This is a genomic window from Bradyrhizobium sp. HKCCYLS3070 (assembly GCF_051167575.1).
Taxonomy (GTDB): domain Bacteria; phylum Pseudomonadota; class Alphaproteobacteria; order Rhizobiales; family Xanthobacteraceae; genus Bradyrhizobium.
The window spans coordinates 458928-484965 of the sequence record NZ_JBNPTI010000004.1 but is presented as its reverse complement, the minus strand read 5'-3'; the positions used below and the strand labels follow the sequence as shown (position 1 = coordinate 484965).

The 26038-nt window shown below is 67.4% G+C and carries 28 protein-coding genes; 13 read left to right on the top strand and 15 right to left on the bottom strand.

What is annotated here, in order from left to right:
• The first annotated feature begins 24 nt into the window (after positions 1–24).
• From ACQR03_RS17275 to ACQR03_RS17265, 3 genes are all read left to right on the top strand, one after another.
• Positions 25–489 (top strand): hypothetical protein, encoded by a 465-nt coding sequence (locus ACQR03_RS17275; protein ID WP_434841765.1) that lies wholly within the window; start codon positions 25–27, stop codon positions 487–489.
• 131 nt (positions 490–620) lie between these two features.
• A complete protein-coding gene (locus tag ACQR03_RS17270) occupies positions 621–1451 on the top strand; it encodes a hypothetical protein (RefSeq protein WP_434841783.1) in 831 nt (276 codons plus the stop codon).
• Between the two features lie 23 nt (positions 1452–1474).
• Positions 1475–2305 carry a type 1 glutamine amidotransferase gene (locus ACQR03_RS17265; RefSeq protein ID WP_434841764.1) on the top strand — a complete coding sequence of 277 codons (831 nt, stop codon included), beginning with the start codon at positions 1475–1477 and terminating at the stop codon, positions 2303–2305.
• A 5-nt stretch (positions 2306–2310) separates the two neighbouring features.
• Here ACQR03_RS17265 and ACQR03_RS17260 read toward each other — a convergent pair whose 3' ends face one another.
• Both ACQR03_RS17260 and ACQR03_RS17255 read right to left on the bottom strand, forming a co-directional pair.
• Complete coding sequence (locus ACQR03_RS17260) at positions 2311–3021, bottom strand: LrgB family protein (RefSeq protein WP_315825887.1); 711 nt, start codon at positions 3019–3021, stop codon at positions 2311–2313.
• Positions 2996–3406, bottom strand: coding sequence for a CidA/LrgA family protein (locus tag ACQR03_RS17255; RefSeq protein ID WP_434841763.1), 411 nt, complete (start codon positions 3404–3406; stop codon positions 2996–2998). The genes ACQR03_RS17260 and ACQR03_RS17255 overlap by 26 nt, the downstream gene beginning before the upstream one ends.
• Positions 3407–3516: 110 nt before the next feature.
• Here ACQR03_RS17255 and ACQR03_RS17250 point away from each other — a divergent pair, with 110 nt between their 5' ends.
• From ACQR03_RS17250 to ACQR03_RS17235, 4 genes are all read left to right on the top strand, one after another.
• Positions 3517–4398: a LysR family transcriptional regulator gene (locus ACQR03_RS17250; RefSeq protein WP_315752172.1), complete on the top strand. Its 882-nt coding sequence runs from the start codon at positions 3517–3519 to the stop codon at positions 4396–4398.
• Positions 4399–4757: 359 nt separating this feature from the next.
• Positions 4758–5585: a class II glutamine amidotransferase gene (locus ACQR03_RS17245; RefSeq protein ID WP_316195708.1), complete on the top strand. Its 828-nt coding sequence runs from the start codon at positions 4758–4760 to the stop codon at positions 5583–5585.
• A gap of 26 nt (positions 5586–5611) precedes the next feature.
• A complete protein-coding gene (locus tag ACQR03_RS17240) occupies positions 5612–7387 on the top strand; it encodes an N-acetylglutaminylglutamine amidotransferase (RefSeq protein ID WP_316172724.1) in 1776 nt (591 codons plus the stop codon).
• A gap of 20 nt (positions 7388–7407) precedes the next feature.
• Positions 7408–8640 (top strand): carboxylate-amine ligase, encoded by a 1233-nt coding sequence (locus ACQR03_RS17235; protein WP_316172723.1) that lies wholly within the window; start codon positions 7408–7410, stop codon positions 8638–8640.
• 7 nt (positions 8641–8647) lie between these two features.
• On the opposite strand, the gene ACQR03_RS17230 is transcribed toward ACQR03_RS17235, so the two are convergent.
• The 3 genes from ACQR03_RS17230 to ACQR03_RS17220 all read right to left on the bottom strand — a co-directional run bounded on the left by ACQR03_RS17230 (position 8648) and on the right by ACQR03_RS17220 (position 11534).
• On the bottom strand, positions 8648–9853 hold the full coding sequence (locus ACQR03_RS17230) for an amidohydrolase family protein (RefSeq protein ID WP_316172722.1): 1206 nt from the start codon (positions 9851–9853) through the stop codon (positions 8648–8650).
• A gap of 113 nt (positions 9854–9966) precedes the next feature.
• The gene (locus ACQR03_RS17225; protein WP_316172721.1) at positions 9967–10599 is read right to left on the bottom strand and encodes an alpha/beta hydrolase; all 633 of its coding nucleotides are present in this window, start codon (positions 10597–10599) and stop codon (positions 9967–9969) included.
• Positions 10596–11534 carry a ring-cleaving dioxygenase gene (locus ACQR03_RS17220; protein WP_316172720.1) on the bottom strand — a complete coding sequence of 313 codons (939 nt, stop codon included), beginning with the start codon at positions 11532–11534 and terminating at the stop codon, positions 10596–10598. The genes ACQR03_RS17225 and ACQR03_RS17220 overlap by 4 nt, the downstream gene beginning before the upstream one ends.
• 131 nt (positions 11535–11665) lie before the next feature.
• On the opposite strand from ACQR03_RS17220, the gene ACQR03_RS17215 reads away from it, so the two are divergent.
• From ACQR03_RS17215 to puuE, 3 genes are all read left to right on the top strand, one after another.
• Positions 11666–12571: a LysR family transcriptional regulator gene (locus tag ACQR03_RS17215; protein WP_315752165.1), complete on the top strand. Its 906-nt coding sequence runs from the start codon at positions 11666–11668 to the stop codon at positions 12569–12571.
• Between the two features lie 81 nt (positions 12572–12652).
• Entirely contained in the window at positions 12653–13009 is a 357-nt protein-coding gene (uraH, locus tag ACQR03_RS17210) for a hydroxyisourate hydrolase (protein WP_315713680.1), read from the top strand.
• 5 nt (positions 13010–13014) lie between these two features.
• Entirely contained in the window at positions 13015–14442 is a 1428-nt protein-coding gene (gene puuE, locus ACQR03_RS17205; protein ID WP_316172719.1) for an allantoinase PuuE, read from the top strand.
• Here puuE and ACQR03_RS17200 read toward each other — a convergent pair.
• Both ACQR03_RS17200 and ACQR03_RS17195 read right to left on the bottom strand, forming a co-directional pair.
• Positions 14433–15785 (bottom strand): amidase, encoded by a 1353-nt coding sequence (locus ACQR03_RS17200; protein WP_434841762.1) that lies wholly within the window; start codon positions 15783–15785, stop codon positions 14433–14435. The genes puuE and ACQR03_RS17200 overlap by 10 nt on opposite strands.
• Positions 15772–16965 carry an MFS transporter gene (locus tag ACQR03_RS17195; protein ID WP_316172717.1) on the bottom strand — a complete coding sequence of 398 codons (1194 nt, stop codon included), beginning with the start codon at positions 16963–16965 and terminating at the stop codon, positions 15772–15774. The genes ACQR03_RS17200 and ACQR03_RS17195 overlap by 14 nt, the downstream gene beginning before the upstream one ends.
• A gap of 29 nt (positions 16966–16994) precedes the next feature.
• Between ACQR03_RS17195 and ACQR03_RS17190 the strand changes: the two genes are divergently transcribed.
• Entirely contained in the window at positions 16995–17336 is a 342-nt protein-coding gene (locus ACQR03_RS17190; protein WP_316172716.1) for a hydroxyisourate hydrolase, read from the top strand.
• A 198-nt stretch (positions 17337–17534) separates the two neighbouring features.
• Here ACQR03_RS17190 and ACQR03_RS17185 read toward each other — a convergent pair whose 3' ends face one another.
• The 8 genes from ACQR03_RS17185 to ACQR03_RS17150 form a co-directional block, all read right to left on the bottom strand.
• Positions 17535–18350, bottom strand: a complete 816-nt coding sequence (locus ACQR03_RS17185) for an ABC transporter permease (protein ID WP_315713685.1) — start codon at positions 18348–18350, stop codon at positions 17535–17537.
• Positions 18347–19216 (bottom strand): ABC transporter permease, encoded by an 870-nt coding sequence (locus ACQR03_RS17180; protein WP_315713686.1) that lies wholly within the window; start codon positions 19214–19216, stop codon positions 18347–18349. The genes ACQR03_RS17185 and ACQR03_RS17180 overlap by 4 nt, the downstream gene beginning before the upstream one ends.
• A gap of 4 nt (positions 19217–19220) precedes the next feature.
• Positions 19221–20267, bottom strand: coding sequence for an ABC transporter substrate-binding protein (locus ACQR03_RS17175; RefSeq protein ID WP_316201532.1), 1047 nt, complete (start codon positions 20265–20267; stop codon positions 19221–19223).
• 25 nt (positions 20268–20292) lie between these two features.
• On the bottom strand, positions 20293–21378 hold the full coding sequence (locus ACQR03_RS17170) for an ABC transporter ATP-binding protein (protein ID WP_315825895.1): 1086 nt from the start codon (positions 21376–21378) through the stop codon (positions 20293–20295).
• A gap of 216 nt (positions 21379–21594) precedes the next feature.
• Positions 21595–22344 (bottom strand): aspartate/glutamate racemase family protein, encoded by a 750-nt coding sequence (locus ACQR03_RS17165; RefSeq protein WP_434841761.1) that lies wholly within the window; start codon positions 22342–22344, stop codon positions 21595–21597.
• A 65-nt stretch (positions 22345–22409) separates the two neighbouring features.
• On the bottom strand, positions 22410–22862 hold the full coding sequence (locus ACQR03_RS17160; protein WP_434841760.1) for a DUF3429 domain-containing protein: 453 nt from the start codon (positions 22860–22862) through the stop codon (positions 22410–22412).
• Between the two features lie 4 nt (positions 22863–22866).
• Positions 22867–23046, bottom strand: a complete 180-nt coding sequence (locus ACQR03_RS17155) for a DUF2256 domain-containing protein (protein ID WP_315713691.1) — start codon at positions 23044–23046, stop codon at positions 22867–22869.
• Between the two features lie 205 nt (positions 23047–23251).
• Positions 23252–24727 carry an amidase gene (locus tag ACQR03_RS17150; RefSeq protein WP_434841759.1) on the bottom strand — a complete coding sequence of 492 codons (1476 nt, stop codon included), beginning with the start codon at positions 24725–24727 and terminating at the stop codon, positions 23252–23254.
• Between the two features lie 282 nt (positions 24728–25009).
• Between ACQR03_RS17150 and ACQR03_RS17145 the strand changes: the two genes are divergently transcribed.
• Together ACQR03_RS17145 and ACQR03_RS17140 are read left to right on the top strand one after the other, a co-directional pair.
• On the top strand, positions 25010–25597 hold the full coding sequence (locus ACQR03_RS17145; protein ID WP_434841758.1) for a LysE family transporter: 588 nt from the start codon (positions 25010–25012) through the stop codon (positions 25595–25597).
• Positions 25598–25618: 21 nt separating this feature from the next.
• Positions 25619–26038, top strand: coding sequence for a hypothetical protein (locus ACQR03_RS17140; RefSeq protein ID WP_434841757.1), 420 nt, complete (start codon positions 25619–25621; stop codon positions 26036–26038).

Genomic DNA, 26038 nt, shown 5'->3' with positions numbered 1-26038 from the left:
CGTGACGAGATCAAGGTGAGACGCATGCGCAAGTTGTTGATCGCGGCCGGCCCCTCGGAACAGCCGTTCCGGCTGATGTTGCAGGTCGATGACGAGGGATCAGCATCCAATCAGCGCGGCCGTCGCGCCAGCGGAGCCGGGCGAGCCAAGCGCGCCGATGGCCGCGCCAAGCGTTCGGCCCGGCCGTTTCGCTGGGCGCAGCCGTCGCGCGCAATGGCCGCCATCCTTCGCGGCTTGCGGGCGACGCTGCTGGCGCTCTCTCCCGTGGAGATCCGGAGTGATGTGAGCGTACGGCAGGAGGCCTTGCGGGACATGTCGCCGGTTGTGCCGCGGCTCCGCGCCGTCAGCGGCTGCGGAAGAGCGCGCGAGGTCGCCGCCGTACCGGCCGGCGCGCTCAATGCGATGGTCTGCACTGCGGCCACGCCGCGCCATCACGTCCGGTCGTTGGAGACGCCGCGTGCCCAGCGCCGGCGGCTGCGCGCCTGCTGATCGCATCACCGCATGGGTGCCCTGCATGCACCGTCCGTCGCACCTTGCTTGTCCGCAGCCCGATGCCGTGATTGAAACGGACGGTGCGCGCCAGGCTCGCTGTGCTCGCCTCGCAGGAGGACGGATCGATCATGTTCGTGGCGCGTTTCCTGCCGATGGCCGCCGCCTTTCTCTGCGCGACCGCCACCCTCGCGGCCGACAGGCCCGGCGACACCAGGGGTACGGTGCTGGAGCCGTCGCCGGCCAATCTTGCGCTGACCTGGAGCCGGGCCAACCTGGTGTTGCCGGCGACACTCGCCGGCGGACGGCGCTGGGAGGGCCGTGCGGAGGACGCGCCCGACGTGATCGGGATCGCGCCGCTCGTGATCGTGATGCACGGGTCGAGCGGCGTCGCGCCGGCGGTGAAGGAGTTCCAGGCCTGGCTCGCCGACGAGCTCGGAGTGGCATCGGTGGCGCCCGACAGCCTCGCGATTCCCGACCGGCTGACCTACACCTCGCCGGTCGACGTCGCGACCTATGAGCACGTCCACGCCTTGCGGCTGGCCGAGCTGGAGAACGCGCTGAAGGCGTCGCGCGACTGGAGCTGGGTCGACCGGCTGCGGATCGTGCTGGCGGGCACCAGCGAGGGCGCGGTGGCGGTCGGCCGCTACGCCGGCAAGGACGTGGCGGCGCGGCTGATCTATTCGTGGTCGTGCGAGGACAACTACTTCGTCACCGCGCCCGGGCTCGGCATCGGCCCGAGCGAGCCGGTGCTGAACGCGATTTCGGCGCGCGATCCCTATTTCTCGGCCGCCAATCCCTGGAACAAGGACCGCGCCGTCACCGGCTCCTGCGCCGTCGCGCTCAAGGACGATGCGAAGGCGGAGGTGATGGTGATCGATGCCGACGTCCATACGATCCTGAACCGGCCGGAGGTGCACGAGCGGAGCGCGCGATTCCTGCGCGGCGTGTTGGATCCGTGATCGGGCGGGCGGAGGTTTGACGAGTGCTGAGACTGCTCGTGCTCGAAGGCAACTCGCTGGACGGCCGGCGCCGCTGGGCCGAGGTCGCAGGCGCCACGCCGTCGGAGAGCTACGCGGCCGTGCTGCGCGCACTCGCGCCGGACGCAGCGATCGACATCGCCACGCCCGCCGATGCCGATGCGCGCCTGCCGCAGCCGATCGAGGCCTATCAGGGCATCGTCATCACGGGATCGGCGCTCAATATCTATCAGCGCGAGCCGGAATCCCTGCGTCAGATCGAGCTGGTGCGCGCGATCTTCACGCAGGGCGTGCCGATGTTCGGCTCATGCTGGGGGCTTCAGCTCGCCTGCGTCGCGGCCGGCGGCGAGGTGTCGCTCAATCCGGCCGGCCGCGAGGTCGGGTTCGCGCGCAAGATCGCGCTGACGGAGGCGGGCCGCGATCATCCGATGCATGCGGCGCGGGGCGCCGTGTTCGATGCCCCGGCGATCCATAGCGACATCGTCACCCGGCTGCCGCCGGATGCGACGGTCACCGCACGCAACGCGATGAGCGAGGTGCAGGCCGCGGAGATCCGCAGCGGCCGCGGCCGGTTCTGGGGCGTGCAGTATCATCCCGAATTCAGCCTGCAGGACGTCGCCTGGGTGCTCCGCCGCATCGGCCAGCCGCTGGTCGAGGAGGGCTTCTTCGCCGCTCCGGCGGAGCTCGAGCGCTACGCCGACGATCTCGCGATCCTGCACCACGACCGTGCCCGGCGCGATATTCTGTGGCGGCTGGGGCTCGACCAGGACGTGGCGAATGACGGGATGCGGCAGACCGAGATCAGCAACTGGATCGCCTCGCTCGCACGGGGCTGAGCGCGCTACCGCATGAACTGAATGATGAGCGGCGCCAGCGCCACGTTCATCAGCCCGACCAGCACCATCACGAGGCCGGCGACCGCGCCCTCCTCGCGACCGATCTGGTTGGCGCGCGCGGTGCCCGCGCCGTGCGCGCCGACGCCGAACAGCGCGCCCTTGGCCAGCGTCGAGCGCAGCGGCAGCCGCGCGAGCACGAGGTCGCCGACCGCGGCTCCGATGATGCCGGTAAGCACGACGAACACGGCGGTGAGATCGGGGATGCCGCCGATCTCGCCGGAGACTTCCATCGCGAACGGCGTGCTGATCGAGCGCGGCAACAGGCTCAGACGCAGCTCGCCATCGATGCCGAGGACATAGGCCAGTGCCCAACTGGTCGCCACCGCGGTGAGGCTCCCCGCGACCATGCCGGCCAGCAGCAGCGGCCAGCGGCGGCGGATCAGCGCCCGCTGCTCGTAGATCGGCACGGCGAAGGCGACGGTGGCCGGGCCGAGCAGCGCCACCAGCCAATGCGTGCCGCGGATGTAGTCGCGATAGGAGACGTTGAGCGCGAGCGCTGCGATCATCAGCAGTGCTGGCGCCACCGCGAGCGGCATCAGCCACCAGCGCGGCCAGCGCCGATGCATGCGCTTGGCGAGCACATAGAGCAGGATCGTCGCGAGCGACCAGACAGCTGCCTGGATCAGCGGCTCACGCCACAGCGCGGCGAGGGTCATGACGCTCGGTCCAACGGTAGCAGAGGTCGATCGTGAGCGCGGTCACGCACATCACGGCGGTGGTGCTGACGACGATCAAGGCAAAGATCTTCAGGCCAAGCAGGCCGAACAGCTCGCGATGGTCGAGCAGCGCCAGCACCGCCGGCACGAAGAACAGCAGCATCTCGGCGAGCATCCAGTTCGCGCCGCGCTTCATGCTGGCGACCTTCAGCCCGCCGGCCAGGAACAGGGCGAGCGCGAGTGCCATTCCGATGATGCCGCCGGGCAATGGCAGGCCGGTCGTCCGGGCCAGCGCCTCGCCGACAGCCCAGAACAGGCCGATCTGCACCAGCCGGTTGCGGCGGAGCAGGCGATGAACCCCGATGGAAATGCTGCGATGCATCATGCGACGCGTCCGAGAAGTGATTGCGCCTTCAAGGTATGTCGCATCGCAGCATGTAGAAAGCGAATTGATTGAATGATAATAAGTCCAAAATGGAATACTAAGGCACGATTATGGAACTCCGTACCCTCAGGACCTTCGTCGAGGTCGTCCGGCAAGGCGGCTTCTCCCAGGCCGCCAAGGTGGTGTTTGCGACCCAGTCGACCGTGAGCAAGGCCGTCAAGCAGCTCGAGGACGAGCTTGGATTGCCGCTCTTGGACCGGCTCGGCCACAAGAGCCGCATGACAGCGGCTGGCGAGATCGTCTATCGCCGTGCGATCCGGCTGCTGACGGAGCGCGATGATCTGCAGGCGGAGCTCGCCGAGCTGCGCGGCTTGACGCGCGGCGTGCTGCGCCTTGGCCTGCCGCCGATCGGATCGAGCACGCTGTTCGCGCCGTTGTTCGCGCTCTACCGCCAGCTTCATCCGGAGATCGAGATCCGGCTGGTGGAGCACGGCAGCGACCGGCTCAGCGAATTGCTGGCTGCAGGCGACATCGATTTTGCCGGCCTGCTGCCGCCGATCGCCGATGAGTTTGCCGCGCAGATCGTGCGCCGCGAGCCGCTGATGGCGCTCGTTTCTGTCGAGCATCCGCTGGCCCGCCGCGAGACGATCACGCTCGCCGAGCTGCGCGACACGCCGTTCGTGCTGTTCGAGGCCGGCTTCGCGCTCAACCGCATCCTCCGCGAGGCCTGCCGCCGCAACGGCTTCGAGCCGGTTGTGGCCGCGCGCAGCACGCAGATCGATTTCATTGCCGAACTCGCCGGCGCCGGTCTCGGGGTTGCCTTTCTGCCGCGCATGATTGCGACCCAGCGCACGCAGGTGCCGATCAGTCTCGTCCTGCTCGACGAGCCCGGCACCGAATGGACGCTGGCGATGGCCTGGCGTCGTGGCGCCTATCTCTCGCCGGCCGCGGCGGCGTGGCTACGGCTGGTGCGCGAGCGCGGCGAGGCGTGAACATGAGTGCGACGATGTCGCTTCATCTGTGAGGAACGTGCGGCGAGACGGTCGGTGTCGCCATGGCGATTGGAAAGGACCTGAGCTCTACGCACAACTCGCAACGATCGAACACCTGTCGCAACGCCGCGAAAGCGCGAGCCCGGAGAGGCGACCTCGGACGTGCGGACGGGAACGGCAGGAGCTGACGAAGGTTGCCTTCGCGCATGACTCGCTGAGCTGCGCTCCCACAGGCTGACGTCCCGTGCGTGACTGAGTGCGCGGGAACCAGGGGTGCTTTGACGCGTTTCCGCCTGCTCCGAAAGAACGTGACACGCGCAGGCGTGCCGCGAGCCCATTGATTGAACCGGAGGGGCAGGATGTGCCGCTGGATCGCGTACCGCGGTGAGACGACCGCCTTCGAGCACTATGTGACCGAGCCGGAACATTCCCTGGTGACGCAGAGCATCCGCGCGCTGGAATCCACCGCAGGCACAAATGGCGATGGCTTCGGTCTGGGTTGGTATGGGGATCATCCTGAGCCCGGCCTGTATCGCGAGACGCGCCCGGCGTGGTCCGATGAGAACCTCCGCTATCTCTGCCGACACCTGCATTCACATCTGTTCTTCGCGCATGTGCGCGCCGCGACCGGCACGGCCGTGACCCGTCAGAACTGCCATCCGTTTGCCTGCGGCCGCTGGCTATTCATGCACAACGGCTTCGTCGGTAGCTGGAACAGGCTTCGCCGCAAGGTCGAGGCAATGATCCCGGACGCGCTGTATCCATCGCGGCTCGGCACCACCGATTCCGAAGCCGTGTTCCTCGCCATCGTCGGCGCCGGCATCGATCAGGACCCGATCGGTGCGACATCGAACGTGCTGCGCGCGCTCCACCAGCTGGTCAACGAGGACGGTCTGCGTGAGCACCTGCGCTTCACGTCCGCCCTGTCGAACGGCCACGATCTCTACGCATTTCGCTTCGCTGCGAATGATCGCGCCAACTCGCTTTACTACCGGGAAGATGGTGACCAGGTCATCGCCGTCTCCGAGCCTTTTGACAAGGAGCCGGACTGGATCGAGGTTCCGCCCGATCACGTGCTGGTCGCGCGCGCGTCCAGACGCGCTGAAATCGTTCCGCTATTTGACGCAGACTCTGCCGGTCTCGCCGCGGAACACAAACGAAGACAGAGGGTTGTCGGCGGCACCTAAGAACAACAGGAACTGGATGATCCGCGATGTGCGGCATTTGTGGTGAAGTCAGGATTTCCGGACAGCCCGCGCTCGCGGCGCTCGGCCGCGTCAACGATGCGATGCAGGCGCGCGGTCCCGACGCCGCTGGCCTCTACGTGCAGGGCGGAATCGCGCTGGGCCACCGTCGTCTCAGCATTCTCGATCTATCAGCCGCCGCGCAGCAGCCGATGATCGATGCCGCGCTCGGCCTCGGCATCGTGTTCAATGGGTGCATCTATAATTTCCGCGAGCTGCGCGCCGAGCTGCAGGCGAAGGGCTATCGCTTCTTCTCCGACGGCGATACCGAGGTGATCCTCAAGGCCTATCATGCCTGGGGCAAGACCTGCGTTCAGCGCTTCAAGGGCATGTTCGCCTTCGCGCTGTGGGAGCGCGACAGCGGACGCGTCGTGATCGCGCGCGACCGTCTCGGCATCAAGCCGCTGTACTACACCGAGGGGCCGGGCTTCCTCCGCTTTGCCTCGTCCCTGCCGGCGCTGCTCGCCGGTGGTGATGTCGACACCTCGATCGACCGAACGGCGCTGCATCATTTCTTCAGTTTTCACGCCGCCGTTCCGGCGCCGCGTACGATCCTCAATGGCGTGAAGAAGCTCGAGCCGGCGACGTTGCTGACGATCGAGCCCGATGGAACGCAGCGCCGCGAAAGGTACTGGCAGTTCAGCGTCGGCGCGTCGCGCTCCACCGATCGTGCCATGAGTCAGGAAGAATGGTCGGATGCATTGCTGGACGCGATGACATCGGCGGTGGACCGTCGCCGCGTCGCCGACGTGCCCGTCGGTGTGCTGTTGTCGGGCGGGCTGGATTCGTCGCTGCTGGTCGCGCTGCTGTCCAAGCTGGGCCACGAGGACATCCGCACCTTCTCGATCGGCTTTGACGCTGTGGGCAAGCACGCCGGCGATGAATTCCACTACTCCGACATCATTGCACGGACGTTCGGCACCAACCACGAGCAGATCAGGATAGGCGGCACCTGCGCGCTCGACGCCTTGCCCCATGCCATCGCCGCCATGTCCGAGCCGATGGTCAGCCACGACGCGGTCGCATTCTATCTCCTGTCGTCCGAGGTCGCCAAGCGTGTCAAGGTGGTGCAGAGCGGGCAGGGTGCGGACGAGGTGTTCGGCGGGTACAGCTGGTATCCGGGCTTTCTCTCGGCCAACGATCCCGTTCAGCAATATCAAAATGCCTATTTCGACTGGACGCATTCGGATCTGCAGCGGCTGCTGGCGCCGGAGTTGCTCGGCGAAGACGACGAGAGCCTGGCATTCGTGGAGCGCTTCTTCGCAGCTCACGCTGGCGCCTCGGCGGTGGACAAGGTGCTGCAGATCGACACCGAGATCATGCTGGTCGACGACCCGGTGAAGCGGGTCGACAACATGACGATGGCGTTCGGGCTGGAGGCCCGCGTGCCGTTCCTCGATCACGACGTGGTGGAGCTCGCCGCGCGCATGCCCGCCGAGCTGAAGGTGAAGAACGGCGGCAAGCACATTCTCAAGGAGGCGGCCCGCCGCTGCGTGCCGGCGGAGGTGATCGACCGTCCCAAGGGATACTTTCCGGTGCCGTCGCTGCGCTATCTGCGCGGCCCGTTTCTCGACTATGTCCGCGACGTGCTCAACGACGAGAAGGCGCGCGCACGCGGTCTCTACCAGCGCGACCTTATCGACCACATGTTGCAAAACCCCGAAACCGAGATGAGCCCCAAGGGACATTCGCGGCTGTGGCAGGCGGCCCTGCTCGAGGCATGGCTTCAGACTCACGGCATTTGACGTCTGACAGGATTGATCACATGGGATTGGATCCACGCATCTTGGAGAAGCTGCGGCTCGGCCTGAGCGATGACGAACGTCGTCTGGTGATCCGCTCGGCCACCGGCAGCGAGGAAGTCACGGAATATTCGTTCGGCATCGAGGAGGAGTACTTTCTCGTCGATGCGCAGACGCGCGATGTCGCGATCCGCACGCCGGACGATCTGTTCGAGGCCGCCAACTGGTCGACCGGCGGACAGGCCATGCGCGAGATGCTGCAGGCGCAGCTCGAGGTCGCCACCAACGTGCATGTCGATGTCGGCGATGCGCGCGAGGAGCTGAAATTCCTGCGGCGCGAGGTTGCCGGCGTGGCGAGTCAGTATGGCCTGACGATCCTGGCCTGCTCCACGCATCCGACCGCGACGTGGCGCAGCTCACAGCCGAGTCCCAAGCCGCGCTACGCGGAGATGATGGAGGACCTCCGCATCGTCGGCCAGCGCAACATGCTGTGCGGCATGCACGTGCATGTCCAGTTGCCGGACCCAGACCTGCGCTTCGCGGTGATGCGGGCGATGCTCCCTCACATCCCGGTGTTCGTCGCGCTGTCTGCGTCCTCGCCGTTCTGGAATTCGCGCGAGACGGGCCTGAAGGGCTATCGGCTCGCCGCCTATGACGAGCTGCCGCGCAGCGGCCTGCCCGAGCTTTTCACCTCGAAGCAGCAATATGATCGCTATGTCGCGGCGCTGACGAAGTCCGGCGTGATGCCGGACGAGAGTCATGTCTGGTGGGCGATGCGGCCGTCGCTGCGGCATCCGACCTTGGAGTTGCGTGCGCCCGACGTCTGCACGTCGGTGGATGACGCCGTGGCGATTGCCTCGCTCTATCGTGCTTTGGCACGCTACCTCTATCTCAATCCCGATCTTGCGGAGAGCGTCGGCAATGTCGAGCGCGCGATCGCGGTCGAGAACAAGTGGCGGGCGCAGCGCTATGGCACCGACTGTCTGTTCGTGACCGAGGACGGTCCCGTGACGGGCCAGGAGATCCTCAACCGCATGATCGCGGATGTCGCACCGCATGCGGAGGCTCTGGGATGTCTCGCCGAGGTCGAGCACTGCCGCATCATCATGCAGTTCGGCAGCTCGGCCGACTATCAGCTGCAGGCCTATCGCGAGTCCGGCGGACAGTTGTCGGCCGTGACGCGCTGGATCGAGGCCGCGACGGTGTCGCGCGCCGAGCCGCCGCGCTCACAGGCACCGGTCGAGCCGGCACAATGACGCGGGCCTAGGTCGGCTGCCTGATCACACGGCCGTCGCGCGCGATGAGGCGGCCGTCCTTGTAGACTGAGCGGCCCTTTGGCACGGCGACGACGGCCTCCGGCACGTGCTCGGCATCGAGGGTGACGAAGTCGGCCCGCGCGCCGACGCGCAGGCCGTAGTCCGCAAGCCTCAAGGCCTTGGCGCCGGCTTCGGTGACGAGGTCAAAGGCCATCCGCAACTCGTCATCGACATAGAAGCCGGAGCGATAGCCGACCATCATGGCGCGGTTCAACAGATCGCCGTCGCCATAGGGCCACCAGGAATCGCGGATGTTGTCGTTGCCGCTGAACACGGTGACCCCCGCCGCGCGCAGCACCGCCACCGGCGGGAAGGGCCGCGCGCCCGGAGCGTTGGTCATGATGGCGACGCCAGACGCCGCCAGGACGTCGGCAATCTTCTTCAGCGGGTCAGCAGGCAGGTCGCCGAGCGCGTAGGCGTGGCTGACCGCGACGCGACCTTGCATGCCGAGGGCGCGCGTGCGCGCCGCGATCTGCTCCAGCTCGAACAGGCCGAGCATGCCCGGATCGTGCAGATGGATATCGACATCGACGCCGTGCTTGTGGGCTGTGCCGAACACGACGTCGAGGTGCTTTTCGACGTCGCGGTCGAAGCTCGCGGGATCGAGCCCGCCGACGAGGTTGGCGCCGAGCCTGATGGCCTCGTCGAGCAGCTCGCGCGTGCCCGGGCTCTTGAGGATGCCGCTCTGCGGAAAGGCGACGAGCTGGATCTCGATCAGCTCGCGATACTCGTCGCGGACGCGCAGGATCGTTTCCAGCGATGTGAGGCCGACGGAGCCGTCGACCATGACGTGGCTGCGCATCCGTGTCGTGCCGTGGCCGATGCAGAGATCGAGCTGGTTGCGGGCGCGCACGTCCATCGGCGCCGCCGCCGCCATGTTCTGCGCCTGGAACGTGACGCGCTCATGCACGTCGAAGCCGTTGGTGCAGGGCTTGTGCGGCTTCCAGGCATCGCCGTAGAAGCTGGTGTCGAGATGGACGTGGCCCTCGACGAAGCCGGGCACGACCAGCGCGCCGCCGAGATCGATCACCTCGCGCGCCTCAGGGCGCTCGGTCTCAGCGAGAAGCCCGCTGATGCGGCCGCCGTCGACCGTGATCGCATGGCGCGCGCCGCGGTCGAGCCGCGCATTGATGAACAGCTTGTCGACGGCCATGCGCAACATCCTTCCCATCTATCCGCCAGCATCGGAGCCGCCGGAGGGCGGTCCGATGCTGGTGCCGATGAGACCACATTCTTGGCCAGGAGCCGCGACAGCCGCAAGCGTCTTCAGGCGGCGATCGCCTGCGGCAGTCCGGCGAGCCAGTCGCGCGCCAGCGTCACATCCGCCTGCGACAACTGGTGCCCCGCCGGAAGCGTCGTGTGGGTCACGTCGGCACCGGCCTCGGTGAGCTGCGTGCACAGCTTCGCCGAATTGCTGGCGGGTACGATCGGATCGGCGAGCCCCGACAGCATCAGCACCGGCCGGCGCGCGAGCGTGGCGGCCGGAGGATGCGCCAGCGGCACCATGGCGCGGAACAGCACTGCACCGGTCAGCGCTTCCGGCTGCAGCAGCAGCAGCGCGGCGGCGATGTTGGCGCCGTTGGAATAGCCGACCGCGACCGGCGCTCCGATCCCGTAGTGCTGACGCGCCTCGCCGATGAAGGCGCCGAGCTCCAGCGCGCGTCGGCGGACGTCGTCCTCGTCGAACACGCCCTCGGCAAGCCGGCGGAAGAAGCGCGGCATGCCATGCTCGAGCACCTGGCCGCGCGGCGACAGCAGGGCGGCGCCGGGCGACAGCGTGGCGCCGAGCGGCAGCAGATCGTTCTCGTCGCCGCCGGTGCCGTGCAGGAGCAGCAGTGGAGCTGCTCCCGGTGTGCGTCCGGGCTGGAAGCGGTGGGTGAAGGACAATGCCACGGTCATGATGCGGCCTCTTCGAGGTTGGGCAGCGCGCCTTCGATCTGCTTGCGGTGCGATTCGAGGAAAGCGGGCAGCTTCAGGTTTCGTCCGAGCTCGGCGACCGGCTCGTCGACCGCGAAGCCCGGGATATCGGTCGCGATCTCGAACAGCACCCCGCCAGGCTCACGGAAGTAGATCGAGCGAAAGTAGTTGCGGTCCTTCTGCTCGGTCGGATGCAGGCCGTGGCGATCGACCAGCCGCTGCGCCATCACGCCCTGTGCGGCGTCATCGGCGGCGCGGAAGGCGATGTGATGCACCGACCCGGCGCCCTGCGCGCCGCGCAGGAAGCCCTTGGCCTCGTAGATGTCGACCACGCTGCCCTGCGCGTCGCCCGGCGCCTTGAAGCGGATGACCGAGCCTTCGCGGCCTTGCTCTGCAAAGCCGAACACATCGGTCAGCACGGCGGCGGTCTTCTCGGCGGAGTCGAGCAGCAGGGTCACGCCGTGGAAGCCGCGGATCGCGTGCTCGGCCGGAATGTCGCCATTGCTGTAGCCGGGCTCGTTCTCCGCGCCGGGGACGCCGACCAGCGCGAGCGCCATGCCGTCCGGATCGGCGAACGGCAGCACGGATTCACCGAAGCGCTTCTCCAGCGCCTCATAGGCGATGCCCTTCTCGGTCAGGCGCTGCGTCCAGTAGCCAAGGGAGCGCTGCGGAACCCGGAACGCGGTCTGGTGGGTCTCGCCGACGCCGCGGCGGCCCGGCCGCACGCCGGCCCAGGGGAAGAAGGTCAGGATGGTGCCGGGGCGGCCGGTCTCATCGCCGTAGTAGAAATGATAGGTGCCGGGATCGTCGAAATTGACCGTCTTCTTGACGAAGCGCAGCCCGAGGTCGCGGGTGTAGAAGCCGAAATTGCGGATCGGATCGCCGGCAATCGCAGTCACGTGGTGCAGTCCGGGCATGTGGGTCTCCTGTCGATGGGCCGCCGAAAGGGCCGTTGATTTCCTGGGCACAATATTGGCCGGCTTTGATTTGGAGACAATCCGTGCTCTTGTGACGTCTCTGTCTACGATTTGGCGACAATGGCGGGCCTATGGACAAGCTGAGCAGCCTGCGGGCCTTCGTGAAGGTGGTCGAGAGCGGCAGCTTCGCCGAGGCCGGCCGGCAGTTGCGGCTGTCGCGCTCGGCGATCTCGAAATATATCGGCGAGCTTGAGCAGAGCCTCGGCGTGCAGTTGATCGTCCGCACCACCCGCCATGCCAGCCCGACCGAGACCGGCCAGCTCTATTTCGAGCGTGCAGTCTCGATTCTCGCCGAGCTCGACGCCGCCGATCAGGCCGTCAGCCAGTCGCAGGCCGCGCCGCGCGGGCTCTTGCGCGTCAATGCGCCGATGTCGTTCGGCACCATGCGGCTCGGTCCCGTCGTCGCCGATTTCATGGCCCGCTATCCCGAGCTGCAGTTGCAGATCGTGCTGAGCGACGACCTGCTCGATCCGGTCCAGGACGGTTTCGATGTGACCTTGCGGATCGCCGAGCTGGAATCGTCGAGCCTGGTGGCGCGGCGGATCATGCCGGTGGAGCGCGTGATCTGCGCCGCGCCGGCCTATCTCGCGCGGCACGGCACGCCTGGCAGCCCGGAGGAGCTGCGTCGTCACACCTCTCTCACCTACGGTTTCCTGCTGACCGGCAATCAGTGGAAGCTCACCGGCCGCGACGGCGACCACTGGGTCCAGCCGGCGTGGTCGTTGTGCGTCAACAATGCCGAGGTGCTGCGCGACGTCGCCATCAGGGGACAGGGCATTGCGCTGATCCCGCGCTTCATTGCGGCGGACGCGCTCGAGAGCGGCGCGCTGACCGCGATCCTCGCCGATTACGCCGCGCCGCCGCTCGCGCTGTATGCGATCTATCCGCCGACGCGGCACCTCTCGGTGAAGGTGCGGCTGTTCATCGACTTCCTGGTCGAGCGCTTCGGCAAGGAGCGCGACGTGACCAGCCCGTAGGCTGAGACTGAACTGCAAATCGCCTCGAACCTTTAACCTGGCGCTGATAGTGTTCCGAACCGGCAGCAGAGGGAACGATGCATGGGGCGGCTGAGCACGCATATTCTGGATACGGTCAGGGGCAAGCCCGCGGCCGGCGTCGCGATCGATCTCGATGTCCTCGAGCCGGACGGCTCCTGGCGCCGCGTCAAGCAGGTCCGGAGCAATGCCGACGGGCGCACCGACCAGCCGGTGCTGGCGGCCGATGACTTCACCACCGGCACCTACATGCTGACCTTCCATATGGGAGCTTATTTCAAGGCCCATGGCCTCGCCTCTGAAGACCCGCTGTTTCTGGACTTGATCCCGCTCCGCTTTTCCGTCGCCGACGCCGGCGCGCACTATCATGTGCCGCTGCTCGCGACGCCCTGGAGCTACCAGACCTATCGCGGGAGCTGATCCGGATGAGTGCTGACGTCTATCCGCGCGACATGGTCGGCTACGGCCGCACGCCGCCGCATCCGCGCTGGCCCGGCGATGCCCGCATCGCGGTGCAGTTCGTGATCAACTACGAGGAGGGCGGCGAGAACAACATCCTGCACGGTGACGCTGCCTCCGAAGCCTTCCTCTCCGAGATCGTGGGCGCCCAGCCGTGGCCGGGCCAGCGCCACATGAACATGGAATCGATCTACGAATTCGGCTCGCGCGCCGGCTTCTGGCGGCTGTGGCGGATGTTCACCGCGCGCAAGCTGCCGGTGACGGTGTTCGCCATCGCGAGCGCGATGGCGCGCAATCCGGATGCTGTTGCTGCGATGAAGGAAGCCGGCTGGGAGATCGCCTCCCACGGCCTGAAATGGATCGACTACCGCGATGTCCCCGAGGTCGACGAGCGCGCCGATATCGAGGAGGCTATCCGGCTCCATACCGAGCTGACGGGCGAGCGGCCGCTCGGCTTCTACCAGGGCCGCACGTCGGAGCGCACGCTCGACATCGTGTTGAACGAGCAGGGCTTCGTCTACAGCGCCGATTCTTATGCGGACGAATTGCCGTACTGGATCGCAGGGCCGCACGGCCCGCAACTGATCGTGCCCTATACGCTCGATGCCAACGACATGCGCTTCGCCACCCCGCAGGGCTTCAATTCCGGCGACCAGTTCTTCGCCTATCTGAAGGACAGTTTTGATACGCTCTACGCGGAGGGCGCGGAGAGCCCGCGCATGATGTCGGTCGGGTTGCACTGCCGGCTGGTCGGCCGCCCCGGGCGCGCGGCCGCGCTGGCGCGCTTCCTCGACTACATCACGGGTCATGACAAGGTCTGGGTCGCGACCCGGCTCGACATCGCGCGGCACTGGATCCGGACGCATCCGCCGGCCGGCGCGTGGCGGCCCTCGCAGATGTCGCGCGTGCTGTTCGTGGAGCGCTATGGCGACATCTTCGAGCACTCCCCGGAGATTGCCGACCGCGCCTATCGCGCCGGCCTGTCCGCATTCGACGACGCCGCGGATGCGCTGCATACGACGCTCATGAACGTCGTCCGCGCCATGAGCCGCGACGAGAAGCTGAAGCTGATCCGCGCCCATCCGGAGCTCGCCGGCCGCGAGGCACTGGCGGGTGAGATGACGAACGACTCGATCGGCGAGCAGGGTCGGCTCGGCTTCATCTCGCTGTCGCGCGCCGAGTTCGAGCGCGTCGCCGACATCAACCGCCGCTATCGCGACAAGTTCGGCATGCCGCTGATCGTCGCTCTGGCGCTGCACGCCGACCGCCCCTCGGTCATCGCCGAGATGGAGCGTCGCATCGGCAACGACCCGGACACCGAGATCGCCAACGCCATCGACCAGATCGGTCACATCACCCGGGCCCGGCTGGCGAAGAAGTTCGATCAGGACTGAGCAAGGATCCGCTCGGCGTCGGCAGCGACATCGAGCAGCAGGCGGTCGCGGCCGCGGGCCGCGATGAGTTGCAGACCGAATGGCAGTCCGTGAACGTTGGCGCCGCAGGGGATCGAGATCGCCGGCACGCCGGCGTGATTGGCGTAAGGCGTGAACACCGCATGCGCGCGCGGGCTCGCCGGCTTGCCGCCGATCTTGGATGGGCCGAGCTGCGTGAATGGCCAGGCGACGCAGGGCACGGTCGGCGCCAGCAGCACGTCGGCCTGCGTGAAGAAGCTTGCGAAGGCCCGCGCGATCTGCGCGCTTGCCTCGAGCGCACGCGCGACGTCGGCGCCGCTCAGGCCGAGCCCGCGCTCGATCTGCTTGGCGATATCTGGATCGAATTGCGCCGGATCACTGTGGAAGGCATCGCCGTAGAGCGCGGCCAGCCCGGCATGCTGGAGCGGCATCACCGCGTCCTCGGCAAGGCCCGCCGGCCAGACGGGATCCTTGTGGACGATCGGCATGCCGCCGGCGCGGAGGCGGTCGACCGCCCGCTGCAGGCCAGCGCTGATGTCGCCATCGACCGCGACGTCCAGCCCGAGCCGCGGCGAGAACGCCACGCGCGGCGGCGTTGCATGATCCGCCGCGGCCACATCGAACGTATCAGGATCGCGCGGATCGGCGCCGGCCATGATCTCGAACGCAAGTCTGGCATCGCCGACATCGACCGCAATCGGCGCAATCACCGAGATGCGCCAGAATGGCTCGGGGAATCCCGGGCCGTAGGGAATGGCGCCGAACGACGGCTTGAAGCCGACCACGCCGACATGGGCCGGCGGCCGGCGGCTCGAGCCGCCGGCATCGGTGCCGATCGCGAGCGGCACGAGCCCAGCCGCCACCGCAACGGCGGGACCGCCCGACGAGCCTCCGGGCGTGAGCTGCCGGTCCTGCGGATGAACGGTCGGTCCGAACAGCCGCGAGGTCGTCACGCCCTTGCAGGCGAACTCGGAAGTTGCGCCGATGCCAATGATCACGGCGCCAGCGCGGCGCAACCGCGCGATCGCGATCGCATCCTCGGGCGCGATGAAATCAGCGAACAGCCGCGAGCCCTGCGTGATGCGCCAGCCCTCGACCCAGATGTTGTCCTTGACCACGATCGGCACGCCGGCGAGCGGCATTGCTTCGCCGGCGGCCACGCGCGCATCGACGGCATCGGCCTCGGCGCTCGTTCGCGCCGGATCTGTGGTGACGACGGCGTTGAGGTCATGGGCCGCCGCGATCCGCGCCAGCGCCTGCTCGGCGATCTCTCTGGCCGTGTTCCGCCGTGCCATGACGGCGCCTGCGATGTCACTCGCGCGCATGGGATCGCTCCATCAGCAGTACGGCTGTGCCTGCGGCCGCCGTCAATCCGAGCGCGACGAAGCTGCCGCCGAGTCCCACGCGGGGAGTCAGCAGCGCGACGAGCAGCGGCGCGGCGACGAGGCCCAGAAACGAGGCGGTGAGCACTGCGCCTGTCGCCTCGGCGACGCGTCCGGGCTTGGCGAGATTGGCGATCTCGGCGATGAACACGCCGTTCCAGCCGCTCGCCGTCAGCCCGAACACGATCGTGAGCAGGATCAGGATCGATCGGCTCAGCAGCGGCCCGCAGAGACCGAGCAGCAGCGCGCAGACGGCCATGCCCACGCCCGCCATCACCAGCACGGCGCGCGCCGAGCGCAGGCGTGTCGCGACCACGCCCCAGCCCAGCCGTCCCATCAGGCCGGCGCCTTGCGCTGACGCCAGCACCCAGCCGGCCTCGACATGGCTCAGCGCGAGCTCTGACGTGCCGAAGCTGACGAAGCAGGTGTTGAGGATGACCTGCATGCCACTGAACGGAATCGAGGCGACGGCGAGCGCGGCCATGCGGCGGTCGGCGCTGATCAGTCGCAATCGATCGAACAGGCCGAGCCGCGGCATGGTTGGCGGCGTCATGGCATAGGCCGGTCTGAGACGCTCGAAGCCGGCGACGGCGATGGCGGCGCAGACGATCACGGCGGCATAGGCGGAGCTCGGCGCCAGCAGCACGGCGATCGGCGGCAGCAGTAGCGAGCCGACGACGGCGCCGATCTGGTTGCCGGTCTGCCGGATCGAAAACACCATCGCGCGCTTTTCGGCCGGCACGAGCCGTCCGAGCAGCGCCGAGCTTGCCGGCGTCTCCGGTCCGACCGCAAGGCCGAGCATCAGCCCGGCCCCGAGCAGCGCCCATCCGCTCTCGAACAGCGCCAGCGACATGCCAGCGCAGACGGCGACCGCGCACAGGGCCGCCACGCGCAGCGAGCCGACGCGCTGGACCAGCGTGCCGCCCCAGAACGAGGAGACGAGGCTGATGGTGAAGGCTGTCGTGGAGAACAGCGACAGTTGCTCGATGCTCAGTCCAGCGCGCGGCGCCACGACGCCCGGCGCGAACAGCGCCAGCGACACCAGGGCCTGCAGCGCGGTCATCGCAGCGACTGCAGGCCACAGCGGCGGCGCTGGCGCTGATGCTTGCTTCGCGGCTATCATGCCGCGACAACCTGATGGCGGAGCACGAAATGGCCGGTGGAATCTCGGTTCATGCGGTTGATGTAGCGAACGGGCGCCCCGCGCGTGGCCTGCGCGTCGCGATCTGGCGCGTGATGCCCGATCGCACGCTGCTCGCGGAGGGACAGCTCGGCGCCGATGGCACTCTGCAGGCGTCGGTCGTCGAGGGCGACGGCGTGACCGCCGGCGAGTATGAGGTGCTGTTTCATGTCGGCGAGTTCTTCGGGACTGGCGCTCAGACGAAATTCCTCACCACAGTGCCGTTTCGCTTCGCGATCGACAAGGTCGAGGAGCACTTTCACCTGCCGCTCAAATTCACTCCCTGGGGCTATTCGATCTTCCGTGGGGCCTGAGGTACAGCTCGCGCCGACGTACGCTGATGGTTGGACGATCCTGCCTGCCAAGGAAACACTCGTCATGCCCGGGCTTGTCCCGGGCATCCACGTCCATCCACGATCGCCGGCCGACGTGGATGGCCGGGACAAGCCCGGCCATGACGGCTTGGAGTTGGACGGGCACGAACTCCCAATTTCAGGAACGGGCACTCAGCCTCAACCCGTCAGCCGCTTCGACAGTCCGGTGGTGCGCTCCATGATCGTCATCAGCGCGATCGTGGCAATGATCAGCACGCTCGACAGCGCGGCGATGGTGACGTCGAGCTTGCCTTCGAGGTCCTGCCACATGCGGATCGGGAGCATGTCGGTGGCGGCGTCGCGCAGGAACAGCGACACCGGCACGTTGTCGAACGATGACATGAAGGCGATGAAGGCACCGGAGATGATGCCGGGGCGGATCAGCGGCAAGACGATGCGGCGGAACGTGTAGAGCCTGGAGGCGCCGAGGATCGCCGAGCTTTCCAGCAGGGTCGGCTCGAGCTGGGCCAGTGCCGCGACGGTGTTGCGGACGACATAGGGCACGCAGACGATGGTGTGGCCGATCACCAGGGTCAGCAGCGACACCGGTAGGCCGATCAGCGAGAAGAACATCAGCGCCGCCAAGCCGAAGGCGAGTGCCGGCAGTACCAGCGGCGACATGAACAACGAGTCCAGGAGCTTCGCCGTGAGCGTCTTCGAGCGCGAGATCGCCAGCGCCGCGGCGACGCCGAGCATGATCGACAGACCCGTCGACCATAGCGCGACGACGACGCTGTTGCGTGCGGCGAACTGCAGCTGCCAGGCGTTCCACAATTCGACGTACCAGCGGGTCGAATAGCCCGGCGGCGGGAATTTCAGCGAGAAGCCGGACGTGAAGGAGACGATCACCACGACCAGCGACGGCGACACGATCAGGATCAGCGCCAGCACGGCAACCACCGTCATCACGATCTGGAAGCTCAGCGCTTCCCAGTTGCGCTGGCGCTGGCTCATCTGGCGTCTCCATAGCCGCGGGCACGCCGCCCGAGGGTCGAGAACAGCGCGACGATGGCGAGCACTGCGAACAGGAAGATGATCGAGATCGCCGCGGCGAACGGCCAGTTCTGCAGGGTCGAGGCTTGCTGGTAGAGATACATCGGCATGAACAGCATCTGCCCGCCGCCGACCAGGGACTGCGTGATGAAGGCGGTGATCGCGGCGGCATAAGTCAGGGTGCAGCCGGCGATGATGCCGGGCATCGACAGCGGCAGCATCACCTTGACGAAGGTGCGCCAGCTACCGGCGCCGAGCGAGGCCGAGGCGTCGGAGAGATTGGGATCGATGCGGCCGATCGCGGTGATCAGTGGCAGCACCATCAGCGGCATCTGTACCTGCGCGAGCGCCGCGACCAGTCCGCCTTGCGTGTAGATCATGCGCAGCGGCGTGCCGATCAGCCCAAGCGATTGCAGCACGGAGTTGATGATGCCCTGCCGGCCCAGGATCACGATCCAGGCGAAGGTGCGGACGACGACGCTGGTGAGTAACGGCAGCAGCACGATCATGATGATCAGGGTCTGCACCCGGCTGCCGGAGCGCTGGTACAGCCAGGCGATGGGATAGCCGAGCACGAGACAGGCGAGCGTCACCTCGGCGCCGAGCAGAAGCGTCGAGCCGAGCACGGCGAGGCTGAAGGGGTCGGTCAGGAATTTGACGTACTGGCCGAGCCCCCACACCGTCGCCGCGGTGTCGTTGTGCAGCGAGAGAAAAAGAAGTTGCGCCAGCGGCAGCACGAAGAAGATCGCGAACACCAGGCCCAAGGGCAGAGCAAGCCCTAGGCTGAAGCTGGTCACGTCTCCAGGTGCGGTCGTGGCGCTCTTCATCGCGTCAGATCTTGATGTCGCGGTTGAACTTCTCGATCCAGGACGCGCGCTGCTCGTTGATCTTCTTCCAATCCTGGAACACGAACTTCTTCTTCAGCTCCGCGGTGTCCTTGGCCAGCACCTTTGCGATCTCGCCGGACATCGCGACCTTGGTGTTGGTCGGCACGATCAGATACGGCGAATTCATCAGGATAGTCTGCACCTCCGGTGACAGCGCCGCCTCGATCAGCTTGAAGGCAAGCTCCTTGTTCGGTGAGTTCTTGACGATGTGGATCGTGGTCTTGAAGGCGATCGCGCCTTCCTTGGGCGCCACGAACTCGACGGGCACGCCGCGCGCTTTCAGGATCTGGATGGCGTTGAAATTGCCGGGCGAGATGTCGATCTGGCCCTGCTGGAACAGGGTCGCCAGCGCGCCGGGATTGGCGGCGACGGCGGCGAGGTTCGGCTTCAGCTCCTCCAGCGCCTTGAAGCCCTCGTCGACATTGGCCTCGGAGCCGCCGCGCATGCGCGCGATCTCGACCAGCCAGCCGGTGCCGAGCGTGGAGTTCAGGTTGGTGATGCCGACCTTGCCCTTGAACTCGGGTTTCCACAGGTCGGCCCAGGAGGTCGGCGGCGTCTTCACGGTCTCCGGATTGTAGGTGAGGCCGACGACCTGGAAGAACGGCGCCGGGCCCATCGCGTCCTGCGCTTCCGGAATCAGGTCCTTGAAGTACGCGCTCTTGTCGGCCGGGAACGGCTCGACGAGATCCTGGCCGATCGCGACCAGCGCCGGACCCGGGTCGTGCAGCATGACGTCGATCGGCGGATTGGCCTTGGCGGCGTTGACCTTGGCGATCTGGTCGACCGACAGCATCGGATCGAGCACGATCGCCGCATCGGCGTTGGCCTTGCGGAAGGCAGGGACGAGCACGGCTTTATGTGCTTCTTCCCAGCTGCCGGTGAAGGTCGCGAACACCAGCGGCCGCGCCTGCGCGAGGCTCAAGCCCGGGAAGGCGTGCATGGCTCCCAGCGTCAAGGCGCTGGTCAGGAGCCGGCGGCGATCAAGCATCATGTTCCACTCCGATGTGTCTGTTGGTCTATTGCGGGAAGACGGTGGCGAGGCCGGGTGCGATCGGTGCGACCCGCACCGGGGCGCCGGCCTCGCGCAGCGGCGTGCCGCCGGTGCGGGCCTGCGAGATCTTGATGCTGGATCCGTCCTTGGCCTTGATCTCGTGGACGACGGTGGCGCCGAGCGGCAACGCCATGCCGATCTCGCCCGCAAAGCCGGTGTCGTCGCTGACGAAGGTGAGGTGCTCGGGACGCAGGCAGACGGTGACCTTGTCTGAGGCACTGACCGGATGCGGTGCGCGCGCGATGATCTCGCCGCCGGCCTCCAGGCCAACCTTGACACTGCCCGCGTCGGTCGCGATCACGGTCCCCTTCATCTTGTTTGCCGTGCCGACGAAGCTGTTCACGAACAGCGTCTGCGGTTGGTCGTAGATCTCGGACGGCGTGCCGAACTGCTCGAGATGACCATGGCTGAGCACGGCGACGCGGTCGGCCATCGACAGCGCCTCCTCCTGGTCGTGCGTCACGATCAAAGTTGTGGTGCCCGCCATGCGCTGCAGCCGCTTGACCTCGATCTGCATGTCGAGCCGCAAATTCTTGTCGAGCGCGGCGAACGGCTCGTCGAGCAGCAGGATCGACGGCTTGATCGCCAGTGCGCGCGCCAGCGCCACGCGCTGCTGCTGTCCGCCGGACAACTGCCGCGGCAGCCGCTCGCCGAACGGGCCGAGCTGCACCATGTCGAGGAGCCGCTGCGCTTCCTTGTTGCGCGTCGCCTTGTCGACGCCGCGCGCGGCGAGGCCGTAGCCGACATTCTCGGTGATCGAGAGATGCGGAAACAGGGCGTAGTTCTGGAACACGATGCCGACGGCGCGGCGGTTGGGCGGCAGCGCGTCGACGACGTCGTTGCCGATGATGACGCGCCCCTCGCTCTGGCCGATGAAGCCGGCGATGATGCGAAGCAGCGTGGTCTTGCCGCAGCCCGAGGGCCCAAGCAGGGCGATGATCTCGCCGCCTTTCACGTCGAGATTGATGTCGGAGACGGCCATCGTGCCGCTGGCGAAGCGGTGCGTGATCCGATCCAGAACGAGCGACTTGGCTTCCGATACGCTGGCCATGGGCTTCCTGCTCTATTCGTTTGAAAAAGCAAGAAGCGTGCCGCCTTTTCAGGCAGTGGCGGCTGCTTGTGTACAAAAGAGGATATGACAGGTACGCCAGTATTAAGATGCCATTCCAGCTGGGAGGCACGGGCGTGCGCCGACGGCGATGCGCTCCCTCTCCCCGCAAGCGGGGAGAGGCAAGGATCGAGCAAGCCCACTAACAGTGTCGTCCAGCTAACCGTCGCGATGCTCCAGCCGTGCGGCCAGCGCCGCGGGCAAGCCCGTCGTCGGTTTCGCGGCCGGGCGGCGGAAGGTGCCGGCGGTGGCTTTGCGCATCTTCAAGGCGAGCAGTGCTTCGGCCTGCTTCACCGCCGCGATCACCTGATCGACCACCGGCACCGGGATACGATGCGCGACGCGGGCCGCGAGGCCGGACAGCGGTGCGCCGGCGAAGATCAGGACGTCGGCCTCGTTCTCCTCGACCGCGCGCAGCGCCAGCTCGACCAGCAGCTCCTCCTTCTCGTGCTGCACGTCGGAGATCTGCCTGAAGCTGCCGTCGAGCATGCGGATGCCGGCGCAGCGCTCCATCAGCCCGTGCATGCGCACGCACTCCTCGTACCAGGGGCCGAGCGCCTGCGCGAAGGTGACGATCGCGAAGCGCCGTCCGGCCATGCAGGCCGTCAGCATCGCGGCCTCCGCAAGCCCGATCACCGGCACGTCGAACAGCTCGCGCGCCGCGAACAGGCCGGGATCGCCGAACGCAGCGATGATCGCAGCGTCGAAGGTGTCGTGACGCTCCGCCAGCATCTCCAGTGCGACGGCGCCGCCGATCTGCGCCTCGGCGCGGGTGGCGATGTAGGGCACGCCGCGCGGCGCGGTGCAGGGGATCAGGGTGGTGCCGGGCGCAGCAGCCTCCCGGCCGACCTGCAGCATCAGGTCGGTGATGTCGGTGCGGATGTTGGGATTGAGCAGCAGGATGTTCATGGCGCCTCGCGAGTGGATATGCGAGCTTGCCCGAGGGATTGCCGCATTGTCCACAACGGTGGCCGTCAGAGCGCGCCCTTGACCACGATGCCTATCAGCGTGGCGAGCAGAGACAGTATTGCACCAAGGCTGAGCAGCCGCCGCAGCTTCAGGAACCAGGCTCGTCGATCGTCGCCGCCGAAGCTGAACTCATCGTAGACCAACGCGGTCAGCAGCGCGGCTTCGAGCAGCACCAACGCGGGCAGCGGCGGCAGCAACAGCGCGACCCAGCCGAGCAGGAACGGCGTCACCCCCCAGCTCATGCGCGGCCAGACTGCCAGCGCCGGCGTCTGCACGGCGACGCCCCAATGGATCGCGCCGAGAAAGCTCACGATGACCGCGCCATAGCCGATCTGCGCGCGCAGCGCGGCCAGCCGGATCGGATCGTCACCTGCAATCACCAATGCGGCGAGGCCCGCGAACGGAATCAGCCCGGCGAGGCCGAGAATGCGCATCGGAGCGGGGACGCCGGACATCATGACGCTAGCCTCCGCGGCTCCTGGCGATCGCAGTGGGCGTCCGGCCGCGGTCGGATCGGCAGCGGTCCGAGCAGTATCTCACCTCGTTCCAGTCGCGTGCCCATTTGCGCCGCCACGCAAACGGGCGGCCGCACGCAGCGCATATCCTGGTCGGCAAGTCGGCCTTGCGCCGCATCTTCGGCATGGCGTCACCACGGGACCCGCATGCCGCGCCGGGGCAGGGCGGCATCTGCCGCCTCCCTGCCGGAACGCGTCGCGGTCCGCTCGTCCGTCACGTTCGCCCTCGCCGATCAGTGCGACGCGCCGGCTCCGGCCGGCACCGTCCACGCTGAACAACGATCGATGGGCGCCGCCGGATCAGTGGCCGGCGGGGCGCTCGTGGTTGCGGCTCAGGCTTTGGTCACGTGGACGGCGGGCGTGGTACCGCCGTTCCACTTGCCCTCGATCGCGCGCTCGATCTGGGCGGCCAACTGCAGCAGCAGGCCGTCGTCGGCCTGCTTGCCGATCGCCTGGATGCCGAGCGGCAGGCCGTGCTCGTTGGTCGCGAGCGGCAGCGAGATCGCCGGAATGCCGCAGAGGTTGGCGAGCGGCGTGAACGCGAAGTTGCGCCAGAGATTCTCGAACCAGTCGAGCACGTCCGGATTGTCGCTGATCGTCAGATATTCGGTGGTGCCGATCTTCGGGGTCGGCAGCGCCGTGATCGGCGTCAGGATGATGTCCCAGTCCTCGAAGAAGGCGCCGAAGGCGCGCGAGGTGGTGTTGAACACCGCCTGCATCGCCGCGCGCTCGGCGAAGCTGGTATCGCGGCCGGCCTCCCAGATCCGGATGTTGATCGGCTCGATCAGCTCGGCCGGCGGCCGCTCGAGCTTGCGCGACGCGAGCAGGTTGTTGATGACGATCGCGAAGTTGGAGATGTAGCAGGTGGTCTGCGCCGCGAATGCGGCGCGATAATCCACGTCGGGCAGCGCGTAGCCGACGTGGTGGCCGAGGCCCTCGAGGAACTTGCCGACACGCGCCAGCTCTGAAGCGATGTGCGGCGTGGCGCGATAGTCGCCCCATTGATACGACAGCGCGATCCTGAGCTTGCCAGGATCGCGCTTGATCAGCTCGACGTAAGGCTCCGGCGTGGTCCAATACGGCATGAACTCGCCGGGCGCGCCGCCGCGGCAATGATCGACGAACGCCGCGGTGTCGCGGACGCTGCGCGACTGGCAGCCCTGGATCGAGACCAGGCCGCTTAGATCCGACAGATGCGGCGCGATCGAGAACACGCCGCGCGAGACCTTCAGCCCGATATTGCCGTTGACGCCCGCGGGAATCCGGATCGAGCCGCCGCCATCGGTGGCATGCGCGATCGGCACCACGCCCGCCGCGACCATCGCGGCACTGCCGGCCGACGAGCCGCAGGTCGTGTAGTCGGTATTCCACGGATTGCGCGTGACATAGACGGCCGGGTTCTCGGCCGAGCTGCAGACGCCGAACTCCGGCGTGGTGGTGCGGCCCATCAGGTTGAGGCCGGCCTTGCGCATCTTCGCCGTCAGGTGCGTGTCGGCGGCGGGGCGGTTGCCGCGCATGAACAGCGAGCCCTGCTCCTGCAGGCGCCCGGCCATGGTCGGCCCGAGATCCTTCATCAGGAACGGCAGGCCGGCGAAGGGGCCTGCGAGATTGGCGCCGGCTTTCGCCGGATCTTCGACGGCGTCGGCGAAGACTTCGACCACGCCGGACAGCGCGGGATCGACTTTTGCGATTGCCTCGGCGGCCTGCCGCGCCAGCTCCGCCGCCGTCAGCTCGCCATTGCGAACGCGCGCCGCCAGCGCCATGCCATCATGCCGGGCCCACTCGTCCCAGCTCATCGCCAACGTCATCTGTCTTCCGATCCTTGCGCGCCGACCATCGATGCTACGCGTCCGAACGGTGCGATGATCAGGCGCTGTTCCACTTCCGGCGCCGCGAACCTTAGTTTGCACGAGAGCCAAGTCAATCAATCGCCCTGCATGCTGCCATACGATCCTATCATGCGGCGCGGCCGACCATCGTCCGCAATGAAGCCGACATACGAGCCGTTCCGGAAAACGGGACTGCGGCCCGCGGCGCCGGACGTTGACGCGCGTCAAGGCCGGCGCATGGCGCGCGTGCTTGATGCGGTCATGGATATCCTGACCTTTGGCGCGGCGGGCGCCGCGCTGCTCGTCACGCCCGGCCCAACCAACACGCTGCTCGCCACTGCCGGTGCGAGCCGTGGCGTGCGCGCATCCGTTCATCTGCTGCTCGCCGAGCTTGCCGGCTATCTGCTCGCGATCGCGACGCTGCGCATCACGCTCGGTCCGCTCGTTGCGACCGCGCCGCTGGTCGGACATGCTCTCCGTGTCGTGGTCGTCCTCTATCTGCTGCACCTCGCGGCCGCGCTCTGGCGCCACGGCAGCAGCAGCGGCGCAAGCGATGCGGCGCCGGTCACCCTGCGCGGCGTGTTCATCACGACGCTGTTCAATCCAAAGGCCATCATCTTCGCTTTCACCTTGCTGCCGCTGGAAGGCGATGCGGCGAGCCTATGGCCGTTCCTGGTCGTGCTCGGGCTCTCGACCGCGACGATCGGGGGAGCCTGGATCGTGCTCGGCGCGACGCTGCGCTGCGGTCTCGGACATGTCGTGCCGGCGTGGCTCGGCTATCGCTGCAGCGCTGCGGCCCTGGCGCTGCTCGCCTGCGTGATCCTGGCGCCCGCCCTTGGCGCGCCGTGAGCGGTTCCGCTTGTTACATTGTTGCTGATCGACAACCGCGCCGGCCACGTGCTATCCGCTCGCCGAACAGGGGGCGCGGTGCGCAGCATTGGCAAACGAGACATCACGAGCCGTCCGCGCATGCTGCGCCGGATCGTGGCCGCCTGCCTGATGGTCGCCTATGTCCTCGCGGGCGCGCTGCACGGCGCTTGTGACATCGACGTCGCCCATCCCTCCGCGGGCAAGCCGGAGATCGCGTCGCTGCTCGACCGAGCGGGCCACACCGATCAGCGCGGCATCGCCGACCATCATTGCCATGGCTGCTTCTCGGTGGCCGTGCCGCAGCCGCAGTTCGCCGCCGTCCCGGCCGAGGTCGCGGCCGCAACCGGCTGGGCCGTTCCCCTGCTCAGTGCAGGCGTCCTCCCCGAGTCCGAGTCTCCGCCGCCAAAACGCCTGAGCTGA

Bases quoted from the DNA above. Each gene is read 5' to 3' on its own strand.
- ACQR03_RS17275 (WP_434841765.1), top strand. From the start codon at position 25: ATGCGCAAGTTGTTGATCGCGGCCGGCCCCTCGGAACAGCCGTTCCGG.
- ACQR03_RS17270 (WP_434841783.1), top strand. From the start codon at position 621: ATGTTCGTGGCGCGTTTCCTGCCGATGGCCGCCGCCTTTCTCTGCGCG.
- ACQR03_RS17260 (WP_315825887.1), bottom strand. From the start codon at position 3,021: ATGACCCTCGCCGCGCTGTGGCGTGAGCCGCTGATCCAGGCAGCTGTC.
- ACQR03_RS17255 (WP_434841763.1), bottom strand. From the start codon at position 3,406: ATGATGCATCGCAGCATTTCCATCGGGGTTCATCGCCTGCTCCGCCGC.
- ACQR03_RS17250 (WP_315752172.1), top strand. From the start codon at position 3,517: ATGGAACTCCGTACCCTCAGGACCTTCGTCGAGGTCGTCCGGCAAGGC.
- ACQR03_RS17245 (WP_316195708.1), top strand. From the start codon at position 4,758: ATGTGCCGCTGGATCGCGTACCGCGGTGAGACGACCGCCTTCGAGCAC.
- ACQR03_RS17240 (WP_316172724.1), top strand. From the start codon at position 5,612: ATGTGCGGCATTTGTGGTGAAGTCAGGATTTCCGGACAGCCCGCGCTC.
- ACQR03_RS17235 (WP_316172723.1), top strand. From the start codon at position 7,408: ATGGGATTGGATCCACGCATCTTGGAGAAGCTGCGGCTCGGCCTGAGC.
- ACQR03_RS17230 (WP_316172722.1), bottom strand. From the start codon at position 9,853: ATGGCCGTCGACAAGCTGTTCATCAATGCGCGGCTCGACCGCGGCGCG.
- ACQR03_RS17225 (WP_316172721.1), bottom strand. From the start codon at position 10,599: ATGACCGTGGCATTGTCCTTCACCCACCGCTTCCAGCCCGGACGCACA.
- ACQR03_RS17220 (WP_316172720.1), bottom strand. From the start codon at position 11,534: ATGCCCGGACTGCACCACGTGACTGCGATTGCCGGCGATCCGATCCGC.
- ACQR03_RS17215 (WP_315752165.1), top strand. From the start codon at position 11,666: ATGGACAAGCTGAGCAGCCTGCGGGCCTTCGTGAAGGTGGTCGAGAGC.
- uraH (WP_315713680.1), top strand. From the start codon at position 12,653: ATGGGGCGGCTGAGCACGCATATTCTGGATACGGTCAGGGGCAAGCCC.
- puuE (WP_316172719.1), top strand. From the start codon at position 13,015: ATGAGTGCTGACGTCTATCCGCGCGACATGGTCGGCTACGGCCGCACG.
- ACQR03_RS17200 (WP_434841762.1), bottom strand. From the start codon at position 15,785: ATGCGCGCGAGTGACATCGCAGGCGCCGTCATGGCACGGCGGAACACG.
- ACQR03_RS17195 (WP_316172717.1), bottom strand. From the start codon at position 16,965: ATGATAGCCGCGAAGCAAGCATCAGCGCCAGCGCCGCCGCTGTGGCCT.
- ACQR03_RS17190 (WP_316172716.1), top strand. From the start codon at position 16,995: ATGGCCGGTGGAATCTCGGTTCATGCGGTTGATGTAGCGAACGGGCGC.
- ACQR03_RS17185 (WP_315713685.1), bottom strand. From the start codon at position 18,350: ATGAGCCAGCGCCAGCGCAACTGGGAAGCGCTGAGCTTCCAGATCGTG.
- ACQR03_RS17180 (WP_315713686.1), bottom strand. From the start codon at position 19,216: ATGAAGAGCGCCACGACCGCACCTGGAGACGTGACCAGCTTCAGCCTA.
- ACQR03_RS17175 (WP_316201532.1), bottom strand. From the start codon at position 20,267: ATGATGCTTGATCGCCGCCGGCTCCTGACCAGCGCCTTGACGCTGGGA.
- ACQR03_RS17170 (WP_315825895.1), bottom strand. From the start codon at position 21,378: ATGGCCAGCGTATCGGAAGCCAAGTCGCTCGTTCTGGATCGGATCACG.
- ACQR03_RS17165 (WP_434841761.1), bottom strand. From the start codon at position 22,344: ATGAACATCCTGCTGCTCAATCCCAACATCCGCACCGACATCACCGAC.
- ACQR03_RS17160 (WP_434841760.1), bottom strand. From the start codon at position 22,862: ATGATGTCCGGCGTCCCCGCTCCGATGCGCATTCTCGGCCTCGCCGGG.
- ACQR03_RS17155 (WP_315713691.1), bottom strand. From the start codon at position 23,046: ATGCCGAAGATGCGGCGCAAGGCCGACTTGCCGACCAGGATATGCGCT.
- ACQR03_RS17150 (WP_434841759.1), bottom strand. From the start codon at position 24,727: ATGACGTTGGCGATGAGCTGGGACGAGTGGGCCCGGCATGATGGCATG.
- ACQR03_RS17145 (WP_434841758.1), top strand. From the start codon at position 25,010: ATGGATATCCTGACCTTTGGCGCGGCGGGCGCCGCGCTGCTCGTCACG.